Below are 25316 nucleotides of genomic sequence, written 5' to 3'. Positions count from 1 at the left end.
ACGAATATTCAGAAAGTTTTTTGAAAAAATTAAAGAAAAAGTAAAGAACATCCGATTTTTCGAAGTGAAAAGGATGTTCTTGTTCGTTGTTTAAAAAATGGTCAATGAAGTGCTGTTTCAATTTCTTCTAATGCTAAACTTGTTGTTTCCCAATCCTGAAGGTACTGCTCTTGCTTGTCGTATTTTTCATCGATTGTCTTTTGAATGCGTAACAATTCTAGATGGTCGTTTAAGATTTCAGGAGCGGTCATTTGTTGTTCCAATTGTGCAATTTCTTCTTCAATCGCTGCCAGGTCTTCTTCAATACTTGTGACTTTTCGTTGCAATTGGCGCAATAGACGTTGCTCTTCTTTGCTTTGTTGAAAAGATTTTTTTCCTTGTGAGAGCGGAATCTCGACGGTTGTCGGAGTTTCTAATAATGCTGCAAGCTCGGCTTCTTCTTGTTTCTTTTCCATGTAGTAGTCGTAGTCACCGAGATAGAGGCGACTTCCATCTTCGGAGAGTTCAATGACTTTTGTTGCAATTCGGTTAATAAAATACCGGTCATGAGAAACAAACAAGAGGGTGCCTTCGTAATCAATTAAGGCATTTTCCAAGACCTCTTTGCTATCAATATCTAAGTGGTTGGTGGGCTCATCAAGAATTAAAAAGTTTTCGCGGTTCATCGCAAGTTTGGCAAGAGCAACACGAGCTTTTTCCCCTCCGCTTAAAAGACCGACTGTTTTTTCAACATCTTCCCCAGAAAATAAGAAACTTCCTAGGACACGTCGAATCGTTACTTCAGGTGTGGTCGGATGTTCATCCCACAGTTCTTTTAAAATCGTTTTTTGTGGATGGAGCTGTTTTTGCCCTTGATCGTAGTAACCCATCGAAACATTGGTACCATAATGAATGTCACCTTCTACAAATGGAATTTCTTTTAAAATCGATTTTAAGAGGGTCGATTTTCCGATCCCGTTTGGTCCGACTAAAGCAACAGCATCTTTGCGACGAACGTCTAATTGAATATCCTTGGCTAACAGAGGGTGATCGGGGTAACCAATCGCTGCGTCTTGTACTTGTAAGACGACATTCCCAGAGGTTCGATCGATTTCAAATAAGATGTTTGCCGATTTTTCATCCCCTTGTGGACGATCAAGGCGTGTCATTTTATCCAGTTGTTTTCTACGGCTTTGTGCTCGTTTTGTTGTCGAAGCGCGAACCAAATTGCGAGCGACAAAATCTTCTAGCTTATGAATTTCCTCTTGTTGTTTTTCATAAGCTTTCCAATCGAGTGCGAGTTGTTCTTCTTTTAAATCCAGGAAGCGACTGTAATTTCCTTTGTAGTGGGTCATTTTCGAACGGCTGATTTCATAGATTTCTTTTACCACTTCATCTAAGAAATACCGGTCATGCGAAACAATCAAAAGGGCGCCTCGGTAGTTTTGCAAATAGTTCTCTAGCCAAGCGAGTGTTTCAATATCTAAGTGGTTGGTTGGCTCATCAAGAATTAATAAATCCGGTTGTTGCAGTAACATCTTCGCCAAGGCAAGCCGTGTTTGTTGTCCCCCTGAAAGCGACTGGATTTCTTGTTCGTAAAACGAGGCGTCAAATTGGAAGCCGTGAAGGACAGAGCGAATCTCATTTTCGTAGCCATAGCCGTTTTTATCTGAAAATTGATGTTGTAACTGATCATATTCTTTTAATAGCCGCTTTCCTTCAAGGGTTTCGATGTCGGTTGTGCTAATGGACTGTTCCAGTTCACGCATCCGTTGCTCCATTTGGCGGACTTCTTGAAAGGCATCAAGCATCTCATCCCAAACCGTCGTTTCAGAGACGATTCCCGTATTTTGAGCAAGATAGCCCATCGTCAACGATTTTGATTTTGTTAAAAAACCTTGATCGGGCGACTCAATGCCCGCAATTATTTTTAATAAGGTCGATTTCCCCACACCGTTGCGGCCAACAAGTCCGATTCGAGCATGCGAATGAATTTCAAATTGTAAATTTTCAAATAAAACCTCTGCGCCAAATAAACGAGCGATTTGGTTTCCTTGTAGTAAAATCATAAATAAAACCTCGTTTCTCTTTCACTAAATCATCGGATTTGAAGTCAGTTTATCATAGATTTTGCGCTGTCGCGACTCTGACAAAAATTATTTCGAAAAAAAAGTTCAAATTTTGAGCAAGCAAATTGCCTTTTTAGGTCAAAGTTTGTTATGATAGGCGTTGAAATAGTGAAGTTTTCACAAATGGAGGTCTTGTAATTGAAAGAAAATCAAATCCCAAAGGCAACAGCGAAACGTTTGCCTTTGTATTATCGTTATTTACGTCTTTTAAATGATGCAGGTAAGAAGAAAGTGTCATCAACGGAACTAAGTGAAGCCGTTCAAGTTGATAGCGCGACGATTCGTCGTGACTTTTCTTATTTTGGTGAATTAGGCAAACGCGGTTATGGCTATGATGTGAATGACTTAATGATGTTTTTTGCGAAAACATTAAATGACGATCAAATGACAAATGTTGCCTTAGTCGGAGTCGGAAATTTAGGGAGTGCCTTGTTAAAATATAAATTCCACCAAAGCAACAGCATTCGGGTTAGCGCCGCTTTTGATGTGAACTCGGACATCGTTGGTCGGATTGTTGATGGAATCCCTGTTTACCCGATGAGCGATATGAAAGAACAAATTGCCATTCAACAAATCGACATCGCCATTTTGACTGTTCCTGCTGAGCATTCTCAAGACGTGGTGAACGACCTTGTGGCGGCGGGAATCAAAGGGATATTAAACTTTACTCCTGCACGTATCACGGCACCTGCAGGGATCTTAGTGCAAAACGTTGATTTAACGACAGAATTACAAACATTGATTTATTTTTTACATTCAGGTGGGATAATTCCAACTGAATCATAAACCAAACAAAAAGAGGGTCTGCGACTTTGTCACAGATCCTCTTTTATTTGGAAGACATCAGGATAACTGATGGTTTCGTTCATCGCTTGATAATTTTGAATCAAGTCGTTCAATTGTTTGAAATTGATAAAACGTGCTTGACGATGAACTTCTTTTCCTTGATAGAAAACGAGAATTGCGGGCGCTGTCATGACTTGAAATGTCCCTGCGACTTCCGGTGCTTCAGCTGCATCTAAGGAAAGCAAAAGCACATCAGAATCCTTGAACAGTTGCTCAATCCGAGGTTTTACAGAAAGGCAGACAGAACAATTTGGCATAGAAATAGATAACAAGACTAATTTTTGAGTGTTTATTTGATTTAAAGTCTCATGAAAAGACAAATTCTCCATTTAAAAACCCTCCTTTTCTTGAACTTTACTGAGGAAAAGCCGATTTGTCAATTCGAGCGTTTTTTTAGAAAGGAAAATTCACAATTCTATCATATTTACTTGTTATACTCATTATGAAAAACAATTAATTATGTTTGTAGTTTTGATAAAGGTTTAGTACAATGAATAGAAGAAAGAACGAGTTTATTTAGAGAAAGAGGTGTCGCTTTATGGGATTTACCGATGAAACAGTTCGTTTTGACTTTGATGATAGTCGTAAGAAAGAAGTTAGCGAAACATTAGCGATTGTTTATCGCGCATTAGAAGAAAAAGGCTATAACCCAATTAATCAAATTGTTGGTTATTTACTCTCTGGAGATCCAGCCTACATTCCTCGTTACCGTGAGGCAAGAAATTTGATTCGCCGCCATGAACGGGATGAGATTTTAGAAGTGCTCATTCGTTACTACCTAAAAGATCATGGTGTGCATTTATCATGAGAATAATGGGTCTGGATGTCGGATCAAAAACAGTGGGTGTTGCGGTCAGCGATCCGATGGGATGGACGGCACAAGGTGTAGAAATTATTCAAATTAACGAAGCGACCAATCACTTTGGTTACAAACGTGTAAAAGAACTCATTGATGAGTATGAGGTGACAAAGGTTTGTATTGGCTTACCTAAAAATATGAATAATACCATCGGACCACGAGCAGAAGCATCATATGCTTACGGAAAGAAATTGGAAGAACTCTATCATATTCCTATTGTTTATCAAGATGAACGCTTAACAACTGTCCAAGCAGAACGAATGTTGGTTGAACAAGGCAACGTTTCCCGTTCAAAGAGGAAAAAAGTCATTGATAAAGTGGCTGCTGTGATGATCTTACAAAACTATCTAGATGCAAACGGCAATCCATTACTTTAATTAAAAGAAAAGAGGAAAAATGATGACAGAACATACACACGATCATGAAAATCACGAATACATTACACTAGTTGACGAAGAAGGAAATGAAACATTATTTGAAATTTTGTTAACTGTTGATGGACAAGAAGAATTTGGCCGTAACTACGTGTTACTCTACCCAGCTGGTGTGCCTGAAGAAGAAGAAGTGGAATTACAAGCATATGCTTATGTTGAAAGCGAAGATGGTACTGAAGGAAGCTTAGAGCAAATCGAAACAGACAAAGAATGGGACATGATTGAAGAAGTTTTCAACACATTCATGACCGAAGAAGAAGAATAGATTGAAACAGTGAGCTGAACCCTTGATATGATAGGGTTCAGCTTTTTTGTTTTCTGAATTGAATACGAGATTGAATACGATGAGCTAAAAATTTAGGTGGGCAACAAGTTGCTCCACTGTTTTTTCTTTGGTTTCTTTTGTTAAATGAGCGTAAGTATCCATCGTCAGTTTAATTGAGGAATGGCGCAGACGCTCTTGAACTTCTTTCATACTCACGCCTGCTTCTAAAAGCATACTAGCATGAGTGTGTCTTGTAACATGATTTCCCATAAAAGGAATTCCTGATTTATTACAAATCGTTATCATACGGGAATAAATGGCATGCTTTGTGATAATTTGCTTGTATATTCCACAAAAAATCATATCAGGATCAGTTATTCCCACGGCAAGCATAAATTTTCTTTGATTGATTTGCCATTTCTTTAGCCATTGGATTGTTTTAGTGTCTAAAGAAAGTATATCTCGACTACTTGTAGTCTTTGGCGAAGAAATTTTATACCCGTGTTTTGTCTGACTCAGAGTTTTGTTGATATTTACGGTCTTTTGTTCAAAATTAATATCTGACCAGTTCAGTGCGAGTACTTCGCTAATTCGACAACCACTGAAGAATAAAAAACGGAGTAAAGTTTTATCGTACTCGGACCGATAAGAATCGGATTTTGATTCTAAGTAATCGAATAAGAGTCTTAATTCTGATTTAGTATAAATTTTAATAGTGTCTTCTTGAATCTTACTGTTTCTTTTAGGTCTAATTACAAGTTCACAGGGATTCTTACTAATGATCCCTAGACTCATTGCATATTTAAAAATACGGCTTGTAGTGGAGTGTAGGACGATGTATTGGTCAGTTATGCCTGCCCATTCGTTCAATATCTTCTGTACGCGGTTTACAGACACCTCTTTGATCCTCAAATCTCCATATTTTGGCAAAATCCACTTATTAAATTTAATCTCCATTTTTAATTGAGTCACTTCTTTAACAGTTGTTTTATAGCTTTCGTACCATAATTGAAAGACCTCTTCAAAGGTTTCATTTGTTTCTTTTCGCAATCCATTTTCTTCAAAGTCTACAAGTAGTCTATTTAGTTCGATTTGTGCTTCCTTTTTTGATTTAAAATTTCTACGAGTCGTACGAATTTCTTTTCCAGTCATAGGATCTATTCCTAAATAGGTTTGAAACATCCATAATTTTGACCCATCTTTTTTTTCATATTGTTTTATTGTAGCCATTATTTTCCTCCTACCAGTTGCGTGGCGTGCTTTTGATAGGAAATAAAATTAATTTATTTTATTTATATCTCTGTATAAGGTAAATTTATCATGGTCATCATTATAACAGTCAAAAAGCATAGATGATAAGGATAGTATAGTACTATCTATTGTTCTGTCCCCTTTTTTGTAAAAAGGATCCATTTCAATAATAAGTGCCTGACACATAGTTTGGAAATCTTTTTTTGTTAGATTTGAAAACCTATCTATAATACGGTTTTTAGTTAATTCAAATTCAACTGGATGGTATGTATCGTTATTCTTAGAGTTTACTAAAAGAGTATATATTCTTTCTGCATGTAACAGAATTTTAGTATCTTCTTCATATGTTATTTTTTCAATATATAATTCATCTAGTAAAGCTTCACGATAGTTGTTGAGAGTAGACTCCCCATAGTAATTGAGAATTTTTTTCTCATAATTTTGGGTTAGTGTAGAAACGTAATCGGAAAACTCTCCATACTTTATCCATTCAATAGAAGTACCTCCTAAGAGAGCAATTTTTTCTAATCGTTTTTTATTCGGCAAATTATTTCCCTTTTCCCAATTATTTATAGTACTGGGGCTATTTGCATCTACCAATTTTCCTAAGTCTGCCATAGTATATCCATGTTTTTCTCTGATCTGTTTAATGCGCTGACCAGCACTTGAAAGATTAATTTCCATAATACACCTCCTAATGTATATGATATACCGAAATTTATTCAATTTCCACTTGATTTTACATTTTTTCATGATATTATTATATTTGTAAATATATTTACATTACCGTTTTTTATTCATTTTAAAGAAAGGAGAGATAGGGGAATGGAAAATAAATCTAAAAATTATCGGAGGTTTTTAAATTTAACACAATTAGAAATGGCTGGGTTAATGGAAATGCCATTGAGAACATACCAAAACAAAGAAAATGGTGTTACGGAATTCACTAACAGAGAGATGAATCAATTTAAGTTAATCGTTCAAACTGAAATTGAATCAATAACTTTAGAGAATATTTTTTCGGATGTTTGATTACCGAAAATATTACCGAAAAAGAAAAGAGGTGAGAGGATGGAACGAAATGTTCAAGTAATACTACCTACTGATTTAGATAAATCATTACGACAATATTTTTATGAAGTAGCAAAAGAAGCTGTAGAAAAAGTTCGGATTGAAACCTCGCTAAATAAAGAAATATTTAGATTAGGGGAAGCATGTGACTACTTGAGTTGTGATAGAGCAACATTGCGAAAGTTCATAAATAAAAAAGGTTTAAAAGTTAGTGTAATCGATGGATGTCAATTTATTAGAAAGGAAGAATTAACACGATTTATTATGTGTTACGAAGTTTAAAATGCGTGGCGTGTTTTTAATTAGAAATAAATTTTTGAAAGGTGATTAAACAATGAAAAACAATAAAAAATGCTTAGCACATCAACTTGGCGGAAGTGTGCTAAGCAAGAGTCGAAATGGTGTATACAGAGTCCCATTCCAAACTTATTTTAACAGAGGTTGTGCATAATGGCTAAGAAAAGAATAATAAAAAATGAATCAAGGAATTTCAAAGGAGTATGGATACCTAAACATATATGGTTAGCTACAAATTTGACACTCCAAGAAGTTTGTTTTTTAGCAGAGATTGAAAGTTTAGATAACGAAGAAGGCTGCTACGCTGCAAATTCACATTTTGCAGAGTTTTTTGGACTTAGTAAGAGCAGGTCGTCTGAGGTGATAAATAGCTTAGGAAAAAAAGGGTTTATATCCATTGACTTAATATATTGTGAAATGGGAAAAACTGTTGAAAAAAGAATTATTAGAGTTCTACCTAGTCGGTATTTCGAAGAGGAGCAGTCGGTATCTCGAATAGCCCCTTCGAAAAGTACTGAGGATAGTAATACATTTATAAATACAAATAATATAGAGGAAGAGGAATATAAAGTAATAGAAAAAATACATCATTTAATTATAAGTGAAATAGAGAAGGATAAAAATCATGGAGAAAAAGTCCTTACAGTTTATAAATATTTAAGTGAATCAAATGTTCATTTACAGCATACAGTATCAATTATTGAATTTTTTATTGAACACAGAGAACTATTAATTGGTAAATATATTAAACAACAGCATGAAGCATGTGTAGTTAAGGCAAGTACGAACGAAGGGCTAATTTCTTATAGCAAATATTTTACACGTGGGATTTCCGAAAGAATTAACAGCCAACATGGATTAAAGATAATTGAAACTACGAAAGAGTTTCAAAATGTATTTGGTTATAAGGAGCCAGTGTCGTTGGATGTTTTATCATATAACTGGTTGGAGGAATCTTAAAGGAGATTGATTTTGATGATACAAACTAGGCTAGTTCAGACGATAAATTGCTACGATAATAAAGCAGATACTTTTAATTTAATTGAAAGTATCTGTTTTAACACGATAGTTTTAGATTTAAAGAGTGTTAATCATAACGACATCACTCACATCATAATAACGAAAGAAATGGCTCTAATGCTTTCTGAAGCTCTTTTTCAATGGAGTCAGGAGGTAAGTAGATGAATAAAAGAATAAAAGAAATTCCCTTTAGAAAAATAGCTGTTTTAATGATATTGTCCGTACTGCTCATTTGTGTCACCCAACCAAGTGTCATTGAAGCTGTCTCGTTAGGATGGTTTGATACGGAGCAACAAACAACATTTCTTAAAGAACATGGAAGATATTTACAATATGCAGATGGTTTTTTTTCTGTAATATTGAATCAAGTTAGCTGGTTGATCATAAAAGGAGCCTATTGGATTAGCAGTAGCATTGAGGGATTAATTCCTGAATCATTAAGTCTATTTAGCTTTATAGAAAGCAACAAAATGACAGCCATTTATCAATCGGTTATAAATGGTGTGGTTATTAGTTTGATGATTCTCTCTTTGATTTTTATTGGATATAAGATGATTACAGGTAGAGGAGTATCAGATTTAAAGACAATCGGAATGAATGTTTTCATGTCAATTGTACTGATTTTACTAATGCCTACTCTAATTTCTTCAGGGATGACGTTTGCTAAGGTTATTTATTCGGACTCTACGCAAACTGCGAGTCAAAGTGGTTCAGTCGCATGGTCACTTGTAGAAGATGGTGTGACTGATTTAGTTTATATAAATAAAAATCAGGCTTTCAATCAATTGGAAAACTCAAATCTCAAGAGAAATTTACTAGATGAGGCTTATTTTTACCAAACAAATTTTTCAGAAGTACTGACCGATAAACTCATCGATCAAATGAAAAAAGAAAATGAGGAAGCTGAAAATTTAAGATATCACTTAACAATTAATTCTGAAGGAAAACCAGAAGCAGTAAAAATTTCTGATGGTATTCTATCTATGTTCTCCGATAGTCTTCAAACAGGTTACTTCAGATATAAGGTTAACTTTTTTGCTGTTATCACCAGTTTGTTATCATTAGCTGTTGCTTATGTTTTTAGTCTAATCGTGATTATTTCGTCGATTATAGAGCTAGCATTTAAAAAAGTTTTTGGAGTGCTTGTTTTTGCAACCGATTTAGAATCTGGACAAAAATCAAAAGTGGTACTGTCTGACATTATGGAATGCTTTTTAACAATCGGTTTTCAAGGATTTGGTCTAGCAATATTTTCAATTTTTTTAAGTTATCTCAATTCAGGAGAAGGGATTACTCAAAATATTATTATTAAGATCTTTGCTCATGTCTGTGCCACTCTTATTTTAATTAAAGGTAGTCAATCGATTATGCGATATTTCGGTGTAGATATAGGTTTGAAAGAAGGATATGGCCAGTTAGCTTCAGCTGTTGGAATAGGAGCATTACTCTTTAAAAAAGGGATGAATGGGGCGAGTAAGGTTGGTGGAAGAGAAAAGGTATCAGATTCGAATTTAGAGAATGATAACCGAAAACCAGAAAAGAATTTTGGTGAGTCATTGTCTTCAAGGGCAGGAAAAAGTCTAGGTTATGCAAAGGAAAGAGGATTGTCAGGTTTAGCAATGGACGGAGTATCAAACGCTTCAAACAGCGTTAAAAAGCCTTTTAAATCACTATCCAACTCTATGTCTGACGCAAAAAATAGCTATAGCAAAGCTTTTGATGAAGGAACTTCTTCCGCTATAAATAAAAATAGTAAAAAACCAGTAGAAAAAGATCAGAATAATGATTCTCAAAATGTACCTACTAGATTGTCTAATTCACAAGAGGGTTCTAAGGCTTCGTCAATAGATAAAAAAGTTAGTTCTTCAGGTCAATCAAATGAAATTAGCGCTATTCGTCAAAAGGTTCAACAAGAAATTGAACAAAGAAAATTAGGGTTGAATCAAGATAAGGAAGGCGGAAGGAGCTTAGAAGAATTTATACAACAAAAGAAAAATGAAGCTAAATATACCCCAGAAGCATTTAATCGTGAAGAATTGATAAATCAACGATTAGGAACTAATCAGTCGCAGAGTGCAAGTCAAGGACCTTCAGAACGTTTAATGAACGTACAAGAGCGATTGAATCCGTCAGGCAGTTCATTAAGTGATCGCAGTGTGAATGTTAGGGAACAATCACAAAATGAAAGACAAGGGTCATCCGAACGTACAGTAAATGTCGGGGAACACCCAACTACTACAAGTAGTCAACCGAGTGACCGCACTGTAAACGTGAGAGAGCAGGTTCAAAGTCCAGGTCAAAGGCTATCCGAACGTACAGTAAATGTCAGAGAACAAACAAATATTACAAGTAGTCAACCAATTGATCGAACTGTTAATGTGAGAGAACAGGTTCAAAACTCAGGCCGAGGTTTATCCGAATGTACAGTAAATGTCAGGGAACAAACAACTACTACAAGTAGTCAACCGAATGATCGAACTGTTAATGTGAGAGAGCAGGTTCAAAACGCAGGCCAAGGTTCATCCGATCGAACTGTAAATGTCAGGGAACAAACAAATACTACAAGTAGTCAACCAAGCGATCGAACTGTAAATGTGAGAGAACAGGTTCAGAGTTCAGGTCAAGGGCCATCGGAACGTACAGTAAATGTCAGGGAACAAACAAATACTACGAGTAGTCAACCAAGCGATCGAACTGTAAATGTGAGAGAGCAGGTTCAAAGTTCAGGTCAAGGACCATCGGAACGTACAGTAAACATCAGGGAACACCCAACTACTACAAGTAGTCAACCGAGTGATCGAACTGTAAATGTGAGAGAAGAGGTTACTGTGGATAAAAAAGAAAGACAACCATTTACTTATGAACATAATAGATTGTTTAAGAAGCCAGATAATACGAATAATCCACTGTTTAATTTTAAAAAATAAAATTTATCTATGAGAGGAGAAATAACTAGTATGGAGTTAACACTAAAATTATCAAAAAAAGAGTATCAGTTTTTAGAGAATCGTTGTGCTGAATTGGACGAAATATTTGATGAAAAATTAAATGTTAATGATTATATTTGTTTTATGATTCAACAAGAAATACAGGTAGAGCAAGTATTCAGTGAGTTGTTAGCTACTCACTGAATCTCTCACTATTATTATGTAAGGAGCATTGAGGATGGCAAAAAAACAGAAAGAATATGAAAAAAACAGAAAAAATAGTGAAGCTTTATATTTTCGCGTAGATAAAAAAACATACTCAGAATTGACAAAAATTGCAGTGCAACGAGGAAAATCACGTTCTGACATTTGTAGAGAGCGATTGCAGGGACTTATCTATGAGCCACCATTATTTTGTGCTGAGGATACCAAAAGTATTATTAGAGGGTTAAATGAAGTTGGAAATAACTTAAATCAAGCGACTAAGGGAATTAACATGATTGTAAGGTATTACCAGTCAGAATCTGAGAGAAAGAAACATGAGTCACCTAATTTTAGAATTGGAATGAAAAGATACGATATTTTTCAGGATGAAAGGGCGAATAATATCGCAAGGGTGCTAGGTATTGAAGATGCTGATAGCATATTTGTTGAGAAAAATAGGGAACACTTCCTAATTCAAAAATTAAGTGTAGAAGAGAGGCAAGTCTTTGATCATTGGCTGGAACGTCAAAAACGACCAATGAGAAAAGAAGAGTATTTGAGGTGGATTGATCAGAGTCTCATGAAAGCTTTGGAGATGCTAAAAGCAGTCGAACAGGATAGTGAAAAGTTATGGGCGCTAGTGTAACGTCATTAGGAAGGAAGAAGAATTTATCTTCCCTAATTTATTATGCTTCTAGCCCAACTGAAAAGGAAAAATGTGTAGCAGTGACAGGAATAAATTGTCATGACGAGACGGAGAAGGCACTGATTCAAATGAATCGGACACGTACGAAGATGAATCAATCAAAAGATAGGACACAAGCGTACCATGTGGTTCATTCCTTTGATAAACATACCTCAAAAGAACTCACGTATGAAGAAATGCATACTATTGCTGTTCAATTTGCAGAAAAATCTTTCCCAAAGTGCCAAGTCATTGTTGCAAGTCATGACGACAAAGAACATTTCCATAGTCACTTAGTTATTAATAATATTGATTTAGAAACAGGGAAAAGAATTCGTATTGATCCAAAAGATTTAGAACGTATGCGAAATATTAATGATGAGACGTTGCTTGAGAACGATTTAAAGCCAATTGATAATTCTTACTATGAAAATTTAAACAAACGAAAAAATGTTTATTCTAATGATCCAAGTCGTTTGAGAATGAATCAAGTAAATCATCAAGAAGTGGTTCAAGAAGCAATTGAGTTTGTTTTAAACGATTCTAAGATTCATGATTTCGAATCATTTTCCGATGAATTGGCAAAGAATCACCATATTGAAGTTTATCGCTATTCTAAAAATAGTAAAAAATTAGGTTACGTTCTTTACAAAGAAAATGCGAACTTTTATGACAATCGAAAGCAATTTATTTTGTTGGGTGAAAATAAAACAACTAGAAAAGAAAAAGAAAAATATGTTGAAAGAACTTTTAGTGCAAAAAAACTTGGAACAGATTATTCATTAGAAAAAATTGAAGAACATTTCAGAGAAAATTTAAATCAATTTCATCTAGATAATCTGTTTCATCCTGATACGAGTCATGCTCAAGTTGTAGCTTTTGGAAGTGGCATTAATTTTGAGACAGGAGAACTAAAATTGCCATATGTAGAAGTTGACGATCTTGCAAGCAAGCAATTTAAACATTCAATAGGAGATGGAAAAACTTATCAATATTCAGAATTTTTATCTATAGTTGATGAACATTTTTCTAAAACTATTTATCCAGAAGAAGATAATGAGTACGAAATTAAATTACATACTCATGTAAATCCAAAAACGTTAAAGAGTGAAAAATATCAAAAAATGGTCGTTAGAAAGAATGATAAAAAACAATTATTTTTACCAAGTGAAGGATTTGTACAAGCACCACACACCCCCTCAGCAAGTGCCTTACATTATCAAATTTGCCGTTTAATGAATGATGATGTAAAGATGCATCGTGCAAAAAGAGATTATGAATTTACCCAACGAATCATTGATAATCAACAGCAACGACAACAAAGTTTTGAGATGGATTATTAAGTAAGACTTTCCAGTCCCCGATACTAATAGAGGAAGATGGAAAGACGAGAGATTCAGACCTTACGCGAGCTACCCATATACTTTCCAGTTTCATTCGCCAACGCTACGCTGGCTACTTTACTGGAAAGTATATGGTGCAAATCACTCTCTGAGGGAGCACGCTCCCTACAGACTCCCACAGAATCTTTTAAGTTCATAAAAAGAGACTAAAAAATATTATCTCAACAGGGGTGAGTCAATGAAAGAAGAAAAAAATTATCCGTATAAAGACAGTTATACGGGAGAAATTGTAACTATCTTAGCCATATTATTGATAGGGATATTAGGTGTTATTGCCCTCATTAAATGGGTAATTATTCCAAATTTTATTTCTATTATCAATTGGTTTGTACCAAATTTTTGGAGTTTGTTTGGTTATTTTATTATCATTTGGATTTTCTTTAAATTTTTAAAGTTTTTGTGGTATCCTGTTTATTCTTTCTCTATTAGGAAAATATTCTTACATCATTTTAATCGCTACAATCATCTATATATTCTTACAGATATCGTGATAAAAGAATCTATTAAGTGGTAATAGTTGAAAAGAAAACACGAATTATGATGCATGTTTTTCTGAAGGAGTTATTATTAAAATCTTAAGTAGTGAGCTTTTTTTGAAAATCTATACTGATTGAATCAGTCATTTTTAAATGGATTTGATTAAGATTGGATAAAATGAGTTACTACTATCATAGTGAAGTAATCAAAGATCATCTTTTAAATGTTTTAAACGTATTTTTAGTACGAATTCAATAGATAAGTAAAATAAAAAATCATGAAGGGAGTTTTTAAATACTCACTGTCATGATTTTTTACTTTTAGATAGAAGTTCCTAAGCAGATAATTTTTATTTATCAATGTCTTCTACGTTTTTTGTATCAATCGAATCTAATTTGGCAGATACGTTTTCATTTTTTACTTTTGTAACTACACTCTGTTCGAAATCTTTATCAACGAAACCTGTAAAAAAATAATCTAAAACTTGTGTCGTTGCGACAGGATATTCAAAAGTAAGCGAATCCGTTAACTCTTGATAATCAATTTCGTCATCACTACGTCTAATATTATGATAGTCACTATTAATACTCCATGAGGATGATTTTAAGAACATATAAGGGAACACAATACTTTCAGAAACAGTTTCTTTTCCAGTATTATCTGTTTTTACTTTTGCTTTTATATCAATGAATTTTGGATTTTGGTAATTAATGTTATCTAACGTATCGATATCTTGCCTAATTAACGGAAGATTTTCATTTAATTGAGCGAGAAATTTTTCGGGTTTATATTCATTCTCTCCAATTGCATTATATTTTTCTATTAACTCTTGTGCGTAACTATAGTTTTCATTGAATCTCTCTTTCTCATCATTTATTTTCTTTTGAAATTTGTCTTCATCGGATTGTTTTGCAAATTCGATGATTTGAGTATCTTCTAGATGAATTAAATCTTTTAAATAATAGTTATCAGAAGTCATGTTATAAGCAACTCCTTGACCATCTTTTGTATGTATAATCCCCTGCACTCTTGCCATCTTTGCTATAGGTAACTGTTCCTCGTTATCAGGATCAAGGAGATACCAGATGATGTCTTTCTTTGATTGTGACTCTGTTACGAATGAAATTGTACTATTTCTAGTAGAAAGAACGTTACTCTTTCCCTGTGTTGTATCATTTGAAGAGCATGCAACAAGAGATAGCCCCCCTATGATAGATAAAATACCAATACTTAACTTCTTTAACATTTTTTCTTACCCCTTTATCAAATTATTAGAACCAAAACTAGTCCCATTGTAACATGAAAACCCCCTAAAATTAATAAGAAAAAGGACTGAAAATAGTCCATAGGGTGTGTTATGGTTGAGAGAAGAAAAAATCATAGATCAAGATAATGTAATTGGAAGTAATATTAAGCGGTTACGCTTAGAAAAGGGGATTGGTCAGACAGAGTTGGTTAAACAATTACAGTTGGAGAATGTTGATATTACGAGAGAAACGCTTGTGAAAATCGAAGGTGGTCGCCAGCATATCAAACTAGAGCAACTAAGAGGTATTAGAAATATTTTAAAAGTATCGTACGAAGTGTTGTTAAATGACTACAAGTAGTCACTGAGTAGTAATGAAATTTATTAGTCCTCTAGGTTACAGTGATATTGATATACCTAGATAATGTAATGTTAAATGTTTCTCTAGTATTATTTAAAAATGTAGAGGTGAATATTGGTGGCAAAAAAAACAAAAAAAGATTTATATCAAAATTTAATTTATGCAGTGATGGAAGGCAAAGAAATTAAAGGGTATGAGGACTCAGTTTTTAATAGTTTTTTTGAAAAACTTGCAGAAGAAATGTATTCTGTTGAGTATTATGATCCTGAATTAATGGAGGATCAAATTCTGTCTCATATCCAAGAAAAAAAATATTTAAATAAGTCTATAACTAATATAGACAACGAATTACTCAATTTGGAAGAGCAGATCAAGAGCTATTTTTTTCTAAATAAAGATGTTCACTTTTTAATATGCCCTTTACAAAGATCAGTATTATCAGAAGATATATTCTTTTCTAATTTCTATTTTTTAAGAAAAAGAGAAAAAGAGGAAGAATTTATAAAAGAAATAGCTAGTTGTACGAGCCTTAGTGAGAAAAAAGTTAGAGAACTTCTTACTCATACAAAAAATTCTCGTTCAAAAGATTTCTTGAAGGAAAATATTTTTATTTTTAAGATTGAGGATCAAACAGATCTGATTAAAAGAACAGCATATTCAGTAATGCAGGATATTTTCAACTATTTAAGAGTGATTTATCATAGCGTTGAAGCAAGCACAAACTATTTTGATAAATCCAGAGCGCATTTTAACAAGGAAAATCAACATATAGCTATTCTATCAAAAGATAGTTGGAGAAATGGACATGATACTAGCAGTCACTCAAATCTTCAAATACAACTGAATCTGGATTTCATTAAAGATATAAGTAATCAAGAATTACTAACTAAAATGATACAAAAAATGACTCTCAATAAAAATAGAGACACCCACTATTATCTTTTCTACAACTCTATATTTCTTTTTAATAGAGCCCTTAAATATGAAAATGATATAGATGTCTCTAAATTGTTATTAATGACTACAGGAGAATCATTATTAACACAAAAACAGAATGAAAAAAGAATAAGACTCAGTGTGATACTTCCTAAACTCGTTAATTTATCAAATACGACTAGTTTAGAACTATCAAATATCATTAACCAACAATATCGTGAAAGAAATGACTTTGTTCATGGAGGAAGACCTTCGTTCAGTAGTGCTACAGATGATAAACTGAAACAGGCAATGGCAAAGTTAATAGTGCGTAATTTTGAATTTGGAGAATCCGATAGATTAATGGGACAAAAAGTAAGAGAAAAAAAATGGTGTAATTATGTTGATCGTGTGTTTGAAAATTCTATCTATGGTCAAGTAGTCGATAATAAATAGTTGTTATAGCACTTCTTGAACAATGTTTGTTTCTCCTTAGTAAAAGTGTGTTATGTAATATTAAGATGCTTAGCATCTTGATATATCAGTAAAGTAAAGATCATAAAGAAGGATTAGTTTATATATGTGAAGTCAAATGATTGCTCAGAGGAGTCCCAAAATGTTGTGTAAAAATATAGGAGTTGTAATATTATGTCTTCGAGAGTTTCAAAAATGATATCTAGAATAGATTCAGAGTATATAAAACGTGGAAGTCAAGGAGGAGTATATAAGAAAACAGTATTCCATATTCATACTCCTGCATCATATGACTATGGATTATTTGAAAGAGGAGATTTAGAAGTTATATCTGATTATCAGATTGTGACAGAAATGAATAAAATAGGTATCCCAATAGACCTTGAAGAATATAGCCAGAGTTTGGATAATCTATTAATAAGTGATGAAAATAAAGTTTTTAAAGATGGTAAAGAACTGGCGTTGTATTGTTTAATGGCAAAAAAATTATCCGACAATAACTTTGAAATCGTAGTAGTGGCAGATCATAATACGTTTTCTGGTGTAAAAAAATTAAAAGAAGCATTTAAAATAAATAAAAAAAGTTTAAAAACATCAATCCCACAAGTTTTTTATGGAATTGAAATAAGTTGCTCAGATAAACATCATGTTGTAGTGATTATAGATAATCAGTTTCAGTCCAAGATGTTAAAATTAGCTGAAGAATGGTTAGAAAAATATATAATTTCTAAAGATGGAACTTACTTACCTTCGCTTCTTGTTATAAAGTACTTTATTGATATTGGAGCAATAGCATATATAGCTCACTTTAATACATCTGATTTATTTAAAGATTTCAAGTTTTTAAGTGGCACCTACAAGAGAGAGCTGTTTTCCAATCCGGTAATGAATGTAATCGGTTTATCTGACATGGGAAAGCAAGAGTGGATTCAAAACAAGATTACCTCTATAACAGAAAGAAAATTTAACTATATATTAGACGAAGATTCACATACGCTGGAGGAACTAGGAAAAAAACCATTTTGGCTAAAAGGACAGTCAGTTAATTTTAATACGATACTTTATGCATTCAATGATTTTGATAATTCTATTTCTTTTGATATTACAGAACATCCTGAAATCTATGTTAAAGGGCTATATATCGAAGGTGCAACATTTTTAAAGGCGCAAGAGTCAAATAAAGATGGAGTTGTTTTTACATTTTCGAAATATATGAATTCATTCATAGGAGGAAGGGGATCGGGTAAGAGTACAGTTCTTAATACGCTTGAATTTTTAATTTCGCAATTGATTTCAAATGAAAAGATATTTGATTCTGTTTTACCTCAAGGAGACTTATGTGTTCATTTTATTTACAAGGAAAAAGATTATTATATAAGTTCCCTGAACAGTACATTTGAAAATAACATGATTTTTAGAGATAGATATTTTGAGTTGAATTCAGGATTAAGTTTTGATAGGTTAAGAAGAGAAGAGGTTCTAGGAAGAATACAGGTATGGGAAAAAAGTAATAAAAAAGTACGTGAAGTAACTAGACGGAAAGAGTTGTTAGATAAGATATATACTAGAAAATTTTCTATATCAGATTTAGTTAATAGTGCCCAAAATGACGATTCTATTAATATATTTATAAAAAGAATGGTTCAGGGAGATAATATCTTAAAGAAAAAAATTATAATTAATCCTAAAGATGAATGGAAAAGTATTCTAACTGCAATTGACAATATTGACAAAAAGCTATCTAATCAAGAAAAAATAATGTTGAATCAAATCTATAAATATAACAATACACAGGATGGGATTCTTAGAATAAAGTATAGCCAAAACAAAACTACCGATTTTGATTTCTCTTGGAAAGATATAATTTATGCAACAAGGACAAATATTGATAAAAGTTTTTATGGTTTTGCTATTTCATTTGGAGGAATCATCCAATATTTAGATGATCTATCAAATGATGTAGGAGTATTTAATTTAGTAAAATTATTAAAAGAAAAAAAATTTGAAAGTATTATAGAGTTTATTTCAATGAAAGACTACCAAATGAGTAACAAAATTGTTTTTGAATTAGGATATAATAAATTAGAAACTAAAGAAGTGATATATCAGGTTCTTGAAAAGATCAGTCGTTGTGTAATACGATCATCTAAATTTATAATTGAAGAACTCAGACGTTTTTATAATGGTGTAGACATATGGAATATTGAATTTAATATTAATAATAGAACAGGGATGGATCAAAGAAAACCTGAATATAAAGCGATATATTCATTATCAATGGGGCAGAAGGTAGTGACTATGCTAAACTTTATCTTGTCTTTTAGTGAATTTATTCAAGATTATTCCCCACTTATCATTGATCAGCCTGAAGATAATCTAGATAACCAGTACATCTATGATAATCTAGTGAATATGTTTAGAAATTTAAAGAAAAACAGACAGATCATTATTGCTTCTCATAATTCGACTATTGTTGTTAATAGTACATCAGAGTTGGTCTATGTTATGGATTCAAATTCAAAAAATGGTTGGATTGAGAAAAAAGGTTATTGCAAGGAACAGCAAATATTAAAGGCTATTATTAATAAACTTGAAGGAGGAGATATAGCCTTTTCAAGAAAGAATTGGCTGTATGGAACGATTAAATGATTTATAAAATAATATATTGAACAGGAGGGAATATATTGTATTCAGTATTTATGGATGAGAAAGGACCTCAAGAAACATTTACTTTGAGTCAACCTTTTTCAATGAAAAATAAACTTGCCTACGGTACAGATGAAATATTTGGTTATATCGGAAATGTTTGGCGAATATCAGATGATGATCTACCAAATTTTTCTGTTGAGTATGAAGTATTAGAAAAACAGTATTTAATGTCTACTCAAAACCCAGATCGAGAATTGAAAGGTAGTATAATTGTAAAAGGAAACTTTAAGTACGGTGTAGCATCATTAAAACCTAGAAATGTTAAATTTTATTCCAATTTTTTTAGATTGTTATTTAAATATGATACAGATAATTTATTGTTTTCCATTAATAAAATGTCTGTAATTGTAGATTCCAAGTTACTAAACTGGCTGTATTTAATTGACAATAAAAGACTATACCCAGATATTCGAGCTTTAAAATATATTATTACAAAATTTTTAAGCATAGAAGCTAAAGAAGAGGTTATCAGTAAACTCCTTGACCCTGAGACAACTGTAAAAGAGATACTTTGGAAAATAGAACACGGCATGCAAGAGATTGTTAATCATAATAGAAACAACAGAAGAATGGTCTCTCAATTAAAAAGTTACAAAGAAATTATTAAAATCATAAAGAATACAAAGCATTACAACCTAAGTCATTCTAAAAAGATAACTTTTGATTGGAATAAAATTACTTATGATATGAGTTTATGGCTAGATGAAAAAAAGATTACAGAAGAATTAGATTCATCTAATGTGAAACTTTATCTAGATGGTGGGATAGATAAAAAGTATTTTGAGGAACTGTCTTTTGGTCGGATACTTGACGATTGTGATTCCAGTCAAGTAGTTGGACTACGGGTGACTGATATGTTAGTTGTAATCGCTGGAAACTACATTAAGAATCTATCAAAGGATACTCAATATGATTATGAAAACCCTGAAACGCCAGTGATGTTAGATGAGAAGTGGTTTATCTTGTCTGAGGATCAATTTATTTTGTTAAAGTTGATAGCTCAATACTATTTGGGTGGTTCAAAGTATTCTTTTATTGTCGATACTTATTTTGATCAAGAGAGATTGTTTGAATCATTCTTGAGGTACATAGATAGCTATCGTGATTATAAACATTATAATAGTGTTTTGGATTTAAAAAACCACGTAAGAAATCATTTTCAAGAATTTATCTTTCAAGGACAAGAAACATATAAGGAGTTTTTTATTACCTCAAAAATAATCAGAAAAAAATTCGGTTCAGTAGAACAAGCTGTATCAGAAGGAGTATTGCGTCCTATTTAAAAACGATTATGAGCTTTCCAATCAAAAGCACGCCACGCAACTTGAATACGGTTTTGAATACGATTAACATCCGAATCAATCCCAACGTATCATCAAAACAAGAGATAATATATGTATAAAGTGTTGTAATCATAGCTATTCTCAACGAGTCATCATTAACTTAAATTCATGACCGAAGAAGAAGAATAGAGTGAAAGAGTGAGCTGAACCCTTGATATGATGGGGTTCAGCTTTTTTGTTACAAGAAAAACTGGAATGAAAGAACTTTTGCTTTACCGGACGCCCTTCAGAACCATTTAAAAAGTAAGAATTTAGCATAAAGCACTTATTTTATTTTTTTAGTTATTTTGTAAAAAATAAAATTGTTCCATGAGAGCGCCTTCTATAAAATAGAAGTGTAGGACCATTAGTTTTAAATCAAAGATCGCTAAGGTTAATGGTAAAAAATGTCATTTGTTAAAATTGAGAATGGGAGTGTGAATCGTTATGCAAAAGAAAAGTAAATCAATCTATCCATGGCTAGCATGCGGCTTGTTATTGATGCATTCTTTTTCTGTGCCAGTGGGTGTTCTAGCAGACGAAAATCATTATGAGCAAACATTTGAGACTTCACAAGTAAATGAAACACAAGATTTTCGAAAAGCGGAGAATGAGGAATCGGCGGTAATGCCTTATCGCTTGACACAATTAAGTGTAGGAGCCGTTGCAAGTTCGGTTTATGCGGGAGAGGCGGTTCCTTTCAATGTGCATTACCAAAATGCAGTGACAAATGAAGAACAGACTGCCCAAAATCAAGTACTAGTGCTGTATCTATTGGGTTTTTCGGAGGGCTCTTTAGCCAAGATTGACGTGGATCAATTGAAAATACTAGGTGTGACGCCTAAACAGGAAGAAAACAAATTGATTTATTCGTTGGAATCTTTAAAAAAGGGGGAAACGTTTCAGACGACGCTTTATTTACCTACCGAAAATGGTGTCTCTCCGTCAGGAACAAAAGTATCAATCAAGGCCGAAATGAAGAATCAAGGAACAGGAGAATCCCTCCTTTCAGAATCGTCACAAACAGAGATTTTGAGTGATTCAACGTTGGCTGTATCAACTAAGTATGGCGAAACGATTGGCGCAAGTGAACCAATTGCTGCGCCGCGTGTGGGGGATGAAACTCAATGGGAATTTAATGTTCACGTACCAAAACGCGCTTCAGGAGTGAAGTATCTGAAAGAAGGTGAAAAACTTAAAATCACCTATACCTTAAAAGGAGATGCTGTTTTTCAAAGGGTGATGGGGGAAACGCCTGAACCGACCACTGTTTCAGAAAATGGCAAAGTTTTACAATGGGAAATAGACAATCCAACGCTTCTGGAACAAGAAGCAGCCACCGACGTTCTTTTTGCACGAGCATTCCAATTAAATGTACGCATTAATGACGATGCAGAAGTTTTTTCAAAGTTAACGGGAGAAGTGCTGGTTTCTGCAGCTTTTATTGATGGGACCCATGATTCTAAGTCTTATGCGGCAACCGTTTCAATCACCAGAAGCGAAAAAACAGATCCACCCTATTTAGAGGGTTCGGTCTATGGTGCTTATTGGTACGGACCAAGTGATGGCAAAGGAGCAACCCATTCAGATTTATCCGATGCGAACCCTACCGTCTATCAAGATGCGTTACTCGGTTGGCGGATGTATAATGGTGTGGGTCATGCCCTTAATATACATAGAGACCCCGATGTCCTAGAATTGCATTTCGATTTTGATGGAAATCAAGAATTCAAACAATTTTATGCTTACCCAGCGATTTATAAACCAGGTCTAGCAGAGGAACAACCATTAACATCACAGCCAAGGTATCATCTAAAGGTGACTTTTGATGATCAAACAAGCCTGACCCTAATTGAAGATGTCCAACCCAATCAGATGTATGACTTTACTCAAACACCATATAAGGAACAATTAAAGGGAAAAACCATTAAACGAGTGACCCTCGATTATTCTAAAATCCCTGCTGGAATGTTAAACCGCCCAGGATTTTTCTTTTATACGACACCAAAAACAGGCTATGTTGGTGAAGTAACGATTCAACCATCGATGCATGTAAAAGGGGTTGGAAATAGTGTTGGGCTTGGCTCAGTTGATTTTACCTATACGGACGAAGGTGTCTATGACAACGAAGAACAAAAATTTTATAGCCAATCAGATGCTTGGAAAAAAATTCTAAGTAAGCGTTCTGCAAAAGTTGTTGAATACGGCGAAGATGCGCCACGAATTTTTGCGCAAAATATAGAACTCAATCAAAACAATCAAGTGAAACTCGGAGAAAACGAAGTAACAGTGACCTTAAATAATTTGAAAACCTCGTTAGCCGGAATGAAAGGAACCTTTGAGTCGTATGTCTTACTGCCTTATGGACTGACTTATTTAGATGGTGAGGGAGAAGATTATCAAACCGAGGTAGTGACTGATCGCTATCAGGGCACGCAACAAACATTGGTTAAAATTCGCTATCAAAGTAAAAATTTGGGAATTGCTAAAAAGTTAAAAGCTCAATTTAAAGTCCAAGCAGATAAGAAGATGTTAACCACAAGTCGCTTTGAATTGTATACGATGATCGATTCGACTGAAAAAATTTCAGTTCCTGAATCAGTAGACGAAACAATTTTTGATTTGGCAACAACGATTATTGAAGATCAAAATGATCTAAATAATAATGGCAAAAAAGATGAAAAAGTCTATGCGTCCGCTCGCTCAACCACATACTCAGGCAATCATTCATTTGCACTTGATTTAGAAAGTGGCTTCGAACATTTTGATGCTCAAAGACTTGTAAAATCAAGCAAGGATACGACTTTGAATTATCAGATTAAGTTAAACGATACAAGTGATGAATCTTTGGAAAACTTGATAGTGATGGGAATGCTACCGCAAGTAGATGATTATGGACTTGTCACATTAGAAGAACGTCAAAGTAAGTACATGTTGAGTTTGACTGGCCCTATTCAATTCAAGAACCAGGAGGAAAAATTTGATGTTTATTATTCGAAAGAAAGTCAGATTCAAACGGTGGGCGAATTAGATGTTCATACAAAATATGCGGAGAGTTTCGAACCTTTGAAAAACCACGCGAAGGCAGTTTCACCTGATTGGATTGAAGAAAAAGCGGTTCAAAATTGGACTGAAATCCAGTCTTTTAAAATTGTTCAGAAAAAAGGAGAGATTTTGGATCGTCAATCCCTACTCATCAACCTGCCGTTAAAAACACCGAAAGACCTCTCTCTAGCTTTGCAAGATACGACCATTCCTGCAGCACAAAGAGCAGCTTATATGAATATTGCCGCAGCGGCAAATAATTATATGCCGATTGAAAACTTAAAAACAGGCGTCTTTATTGACGTCGTAAAAGGCGAGGCTATCACCGTTCGCTACGAAGATGAATCCGGACAAAGCTTAGCCCCTGCAGAGAAATTAACAGGGAATGTGGGTGAAACTTATGAAACCAAACAAAAAAACATTGAAGGGTACACGTTTCAATCGGTTCAAGGACCGGTGAGTGGCACCTTTACTTCAAAAGCACAAACCGTAACTTATATTTACACAAAAATGGTTGAAGCAGGCGAGGCCATCACCGTTCGCTATGAAGATGGATCCGGACAAAGCCTAGCCCCTGCAGAGAAATTAACTGGGAATGTGGGTGAACCTTACGAAACCAAACAAAAAAACATTGAAGGGTACACGTTTCAATCGGTTCAAGGACCGGTGAGTGGCACCTTTACTTCAAAAGCGCAAACCGTAACTTATATTTACACAAAAATGGTTGAAGCAGGCGAGGCCATCACCGTTCGCTACGAAGATGAAACCGGACAAAGCCTAGCCCCCGCAGAGAAATTAACAGGGAATGTGGGTGAAACTTATGAAACCAAACAAAAAAACATTGAAGGGTACACGTTTCAATCGGTTCAGGGACCGGTAAGTGGCACCTTTACTTCAAAAGCGCAAACCGTGATTTACCTTTATCAGAAAGACGTACCCAAAGGAAATGCGGACGTCAAGAAACCTACAGGAAAATTACCGAAAACTGGTGGTTCGACTGGCCGGTTGCCGCAAACCAATGAAGCAACAGAGCCATTCTTACTGATTCTTGGAATTCTCCTGTTACTATTTGTATTCTTAGTGAGAAAGAGACAAGAAAAAAGTCATAAATGATCCTTTTTCTTAAATAAATGATCGTTTCTTTTCTGGAAAACTTCGGAAAAATCATACGAACATCACAAGAAAAAAAGTGTTGATTGGTGGTTCCTTGCCACTTACCAACACTTTTTTTACAACCCCCAAAGAGTCATTGACTTCTCTTTTTTTTGATGCGATATATTTGAATGAAAGATTGTTTGTCGATGATGCTGATGATTGCCTTGGATACAAACCTATTTATTCCCGCCGTTCAAATGATTTGCTTGGTAGGGACAAGTACTTTGGGATTTTGTTTGATT

General features: G+C 34.0%; 23 protein-coding genes. 18 read left to right on the top strand and 5 right to left on the bottom strand.

Annotated elements, in window-relative coordinates:
• Positions 1-101: 101 nt before the first annotated feature.
• Positions 102-2048, bottom strand: coding sequence for an ABC-F family ATP-binding cassette domain-containing protein (locus ACYSNO_RS03350; protein WP_461729642.1), 1947 nt, complete (start codon positions 2046-2048; stop codon positions 102-104).
• 198 nt (positions 2049-2246) lie between these two features.
• Here ACYSNO_RS03350 and ACYSNO_RS03345 point away from each other — a divergent pair, with 198 nt between their 5' ends.
• Positions 2247-2894 (top strand): redox-sensing transcriptional repressor Rex, encoded by a 648-nt coding sequence (locus ACYSNO_RS03345; protein ID WP_461729641.1) that lies wholly within the window; start codon positions 2247-2249, stop codon positions 2892-2894.
• Positions 2895-2923: 29 nt separating this feature from the next.
• Here ACYSNO_RS03345 and ACYSNO_RS03340 read toward each other — a convergent pair whose 3' ends face one another.
• A complete protein-coding gene (locus ACYSNO_RS03340) occupies positions 2924-3283 on the bottom strand; it encodes a thioredoxin family protein (RefSeq protein WP_461729640.1) in 360 nt (119 codons plus the stop codon).
• A gap of 209 nt (positions 3284-3492) precedes the next feature.
• Here ACYSNO_RS03340 and ACYSNO_RS03335 point away from each other — a divergent pair, with 209 nt between their 5' ends.
• The 3 genes from ACYSNO_RS03335 to ACYSNO_RS03325 are packed head-to-tail and all read left to right on the top strand — an operon-like array spanning position 3493 to position 4512.
• On the top strand, positions 3493-3762 hold the full coding sequence (locus ACYSNO_RS03335; RefSeq protein ID WP_461729639.1) for an IreB family regulatory phosphoprotein: 270 nt from the start codon (positions 3493-3495) through the stop codon (positions 3760-3762).
• Positions 3759-4190 carry a Holliday junction resolvase RuvX gene (ruvX, locus tag ACYSNO_RS03330; RefSeq protein WP_461729638.1) on the top strand — a complete coding sequence of 144 codons (432 nt, stop codon included), beginning with the start codon at positions 3759-3761 and terminating at the stop codon, positions 4188-4190. Before ACYSNO_RS03335 ends, ruvX begins: the two co-directional genes overlap by 4 nt.
• A gap of 22 nt (positions 4191-4212) precedes the next feature.
• On the top strand, positions 4213-4512 hold the full coding sequence (locus ACYSNO_RS03325) for a DUF1292 domain-containing protein (RefSeq protein ID WP_461729637.1): 300 nt from the start codon (positions 4213-4215) through the stop codon (positions 4510-4512).
• Between the two features lie 84 nt (positions 4513-4596).
• Here the strand turns inward: ACYSNO_RS03325 and ACYSNO_RS03320 are convergent, their stop codons facing one another.
• Positions 4597-5742, bottom strand: coding sequence for a site-specific integrase (locus tag ACYSNO_RS03320; RefSeq protein WP_461729636.1), 1146 nt, complete (start codon positions 5740-5742; stop codon positions 4597-4599).
• A gap of 48 nt (positions 5743-5790) precedes the next feature.
• Positions 5791-6447, bottom strand: a complete 657-nt coding sequence (locus ACYSNO_RS03315; protein ID WP_461729635.1) for a helix-turn-helix domain-containing protein — start codon at positions 6445-6447, stop codon at positions 5791-5793.
• Positions 6448-6588: 141 nt separating this feature from the next.
• Here ACYSNO_RS03315 and ACYSNO_RS03310 point away from each other — a divergent pair, with 141 nt between their 5' ends.
• The 9 genes from ACYSNO_RS03310 (at position 6589) to ACYSNO_RS03270 (ending at position 13884) form a co-directional block, all read left to right on the top strand.
• Positions 6589-6795 (top strand): helix-turn-helix transcriptional regulator, encoded by a 207-nt coding sequence (locus ACYSNO_RS03310; RefSeq protein WP_461729634.1) that lies wholly within the window; start codon positions 6589-6591, stop codon positions 6793-6795.
• Between the two features lie 39 nt (positions 6796-6834).
• Positions 6835-7116: a helix-turn-helix domain-containing protein gene (locus ACYSNO_RS03305; protein WP_461729633.1), complete on the top strand. Its 282-nt coding sequence runs from the start codon at positions 6835-6837 to the stop codon at positions 7114-7116.
• Between the two features lie 168 nt (positions 7117-7284).
• On the top strand, positions 7285-8091 hold the full coding sequence (locus ACYSNO_RS03300; RefSeq protein WP_461729632.1) for a hypothetical protein: 807 nt from the start codon (positions 7285-7287) through the stop codon (positions 8089-8091).
• Between the two features lie 15 nt (positions 8092-8106).
• Positions 8107-8316: a hypothetical protein gene (locus ACYSNO_RS03295; RefSeq protein WP_461729715.1), complete on the top strand. Its 210-nt coding sequence runs from the start codon at positions 8107-8109 to the stop codon at positions 8314-8316.
• Complete coding sequence (locus tag ACYSNO_RS03290; protein WP_461729631.1) at positions 8313-11078, top strand: pLS20_p028 family conjugation system transmembrane protein; 2766 nt, start codon at positions 8313-8315, stop codon at positions 11076-11078. The genes ACYSNO_RS03295 and ACYSNO_RS03290 overlap by 4 nt, the downstream gene beginning before the upstream one ends.
• A gap of 30 nt (positions 11079-11108) precedes the next feature.
• Complete coding sequence (locus ACYSNO_RS03285) at positions 11109-11282, top strand: hypothetical protein (RefSeq protein ID WP_461729630.1); 174 nt, start codon at positions 11109-11111, stop codon at positions 11280-11282.
• Positions 11283-11316: 34 nt separating this feature from the next.
• Complete coding sequence (locus ACYSNO_RS03280; protein WP_461729629.1) at positions 11317-11928, top strand: plasmid mobilization protein; 612 nt, start codon at positions 11317-11319, stop codon at positions 11926-11928.
• Positions 11913-13310 carry a relaxase/mobilization nuclease domain-containing protein gene (locus ACYSNO_RS03275; protein WP_461729628.1) on the top strand — a complete coding sequence of 466 codons (1398 nt, stop codon included), beginning with the start codon at positions 11913-11915 and terminating at the stop codon, positions 13308-13310. The genes ACYSNO_RS03280 and ACYSNO_RS03275 overlap by 16 nt, the downstream gene beginning before the upstream one ends.
• 238 nt (positions 13311-13548) lie before the next feature.
• Positions 13549-13884 (top strand): hypothetical protein, encoded by a 336-nt coding sequence (locus tag ACYSNO_RS03270; protein ID WP_461729627.1) that lies wholly within the window; start codon positions 13549-13551, stop codon positions 13882-13884.
• A 312-nt stretch (positions 13885-14196) separates the two neighbouring features.
• On the opposite strand, the gene ACYSNO_RS03265 is transcribed toward ACYSNO_RS03270, so the two are convergent.
• Positions 14197-15093: a hypothetical protein gene (locus ACYSNO_RS03265; RefSeq protein WP_461729626.1), complete on the bottom strand. Its 897-nt coding sequence runs from the start codon at positions 15091-15093 to the stop codon at positions 14197-14199.
• Between the two features lie 106 nt (positions 15094-15199).
• On the opposite strand from ACYSNO_RS03265, the gene ACYSNO_RS03260 reads away from it, so the two are divergent.
• The 5 genes from ACYSNO_RS03260 (at position 15200) to ACYSNO_RS03240 (ending at position 25032) form a co-directional block, all read left to right on the top strand.
• On the top strand, positions 15200-15454 hold the full coding sequence (locus tag ACYSNO_RS03260) for a helix-turn-helix domain-containing protein (protein ID WP_461729625.1): 255 nt from the start codon (positions 15200-15202) through the stop codon (positions 15452-15454).
• Positions 15455-15571: 117 nt separating this feature from the next.
• Entirely contained in the window at positions 15572-16825 is a 1254-nt protein-coding gene (locus ACYSNO_RS03255; RefSeq protein ID WP_461729624.1) for a hypothetical protein, read from the top strand.
• 192 nt (positions 16826-17017) lie between these two features.
• Positions 17018-19492 (top strand): Spaf_1101 family AAA-like ATPase, encoded by a 2475-nt coding sequence (locus ACYSNO_RS03250; RefSeq protein WP_461729623.1) that lies wholly within the window; start codon positions 17018-17020, stop codon positions 19490-19492.
• A 35-nt stretch (positions 19493-19527) separates the two neighbouring features.
• Entirely contained in the window at positions 19528-20835 is a 1308-nt protein-coding gene (locus ACYSNO_RS03245; RefSeq protein WP_461729622.1) for a hypothetical protein, read from the top strand.
• Positions 20836-21321: 486 nt separating this feature from the next.
• Positions 21322-25032, top strand: a complete 3711-nt coding sequence (locus ACYSNO_RS03240) for a MucBP domain-containing protein (protein ID WP_461729621.1) — start codon at positions 21322-21324, stop codon at positions 25030-25032.
• The last annotated feature ends 284 nt before the right edge of the window (positions 25033-25316 follow it).

Source organism: Enterococcus sp. LJL98 (genome assembly GCF_054871745.1).
Note: the sequence above shows the minus strand (reverse complement) of the source record. Positions and strands in the feature narration are given on the sequence as shown.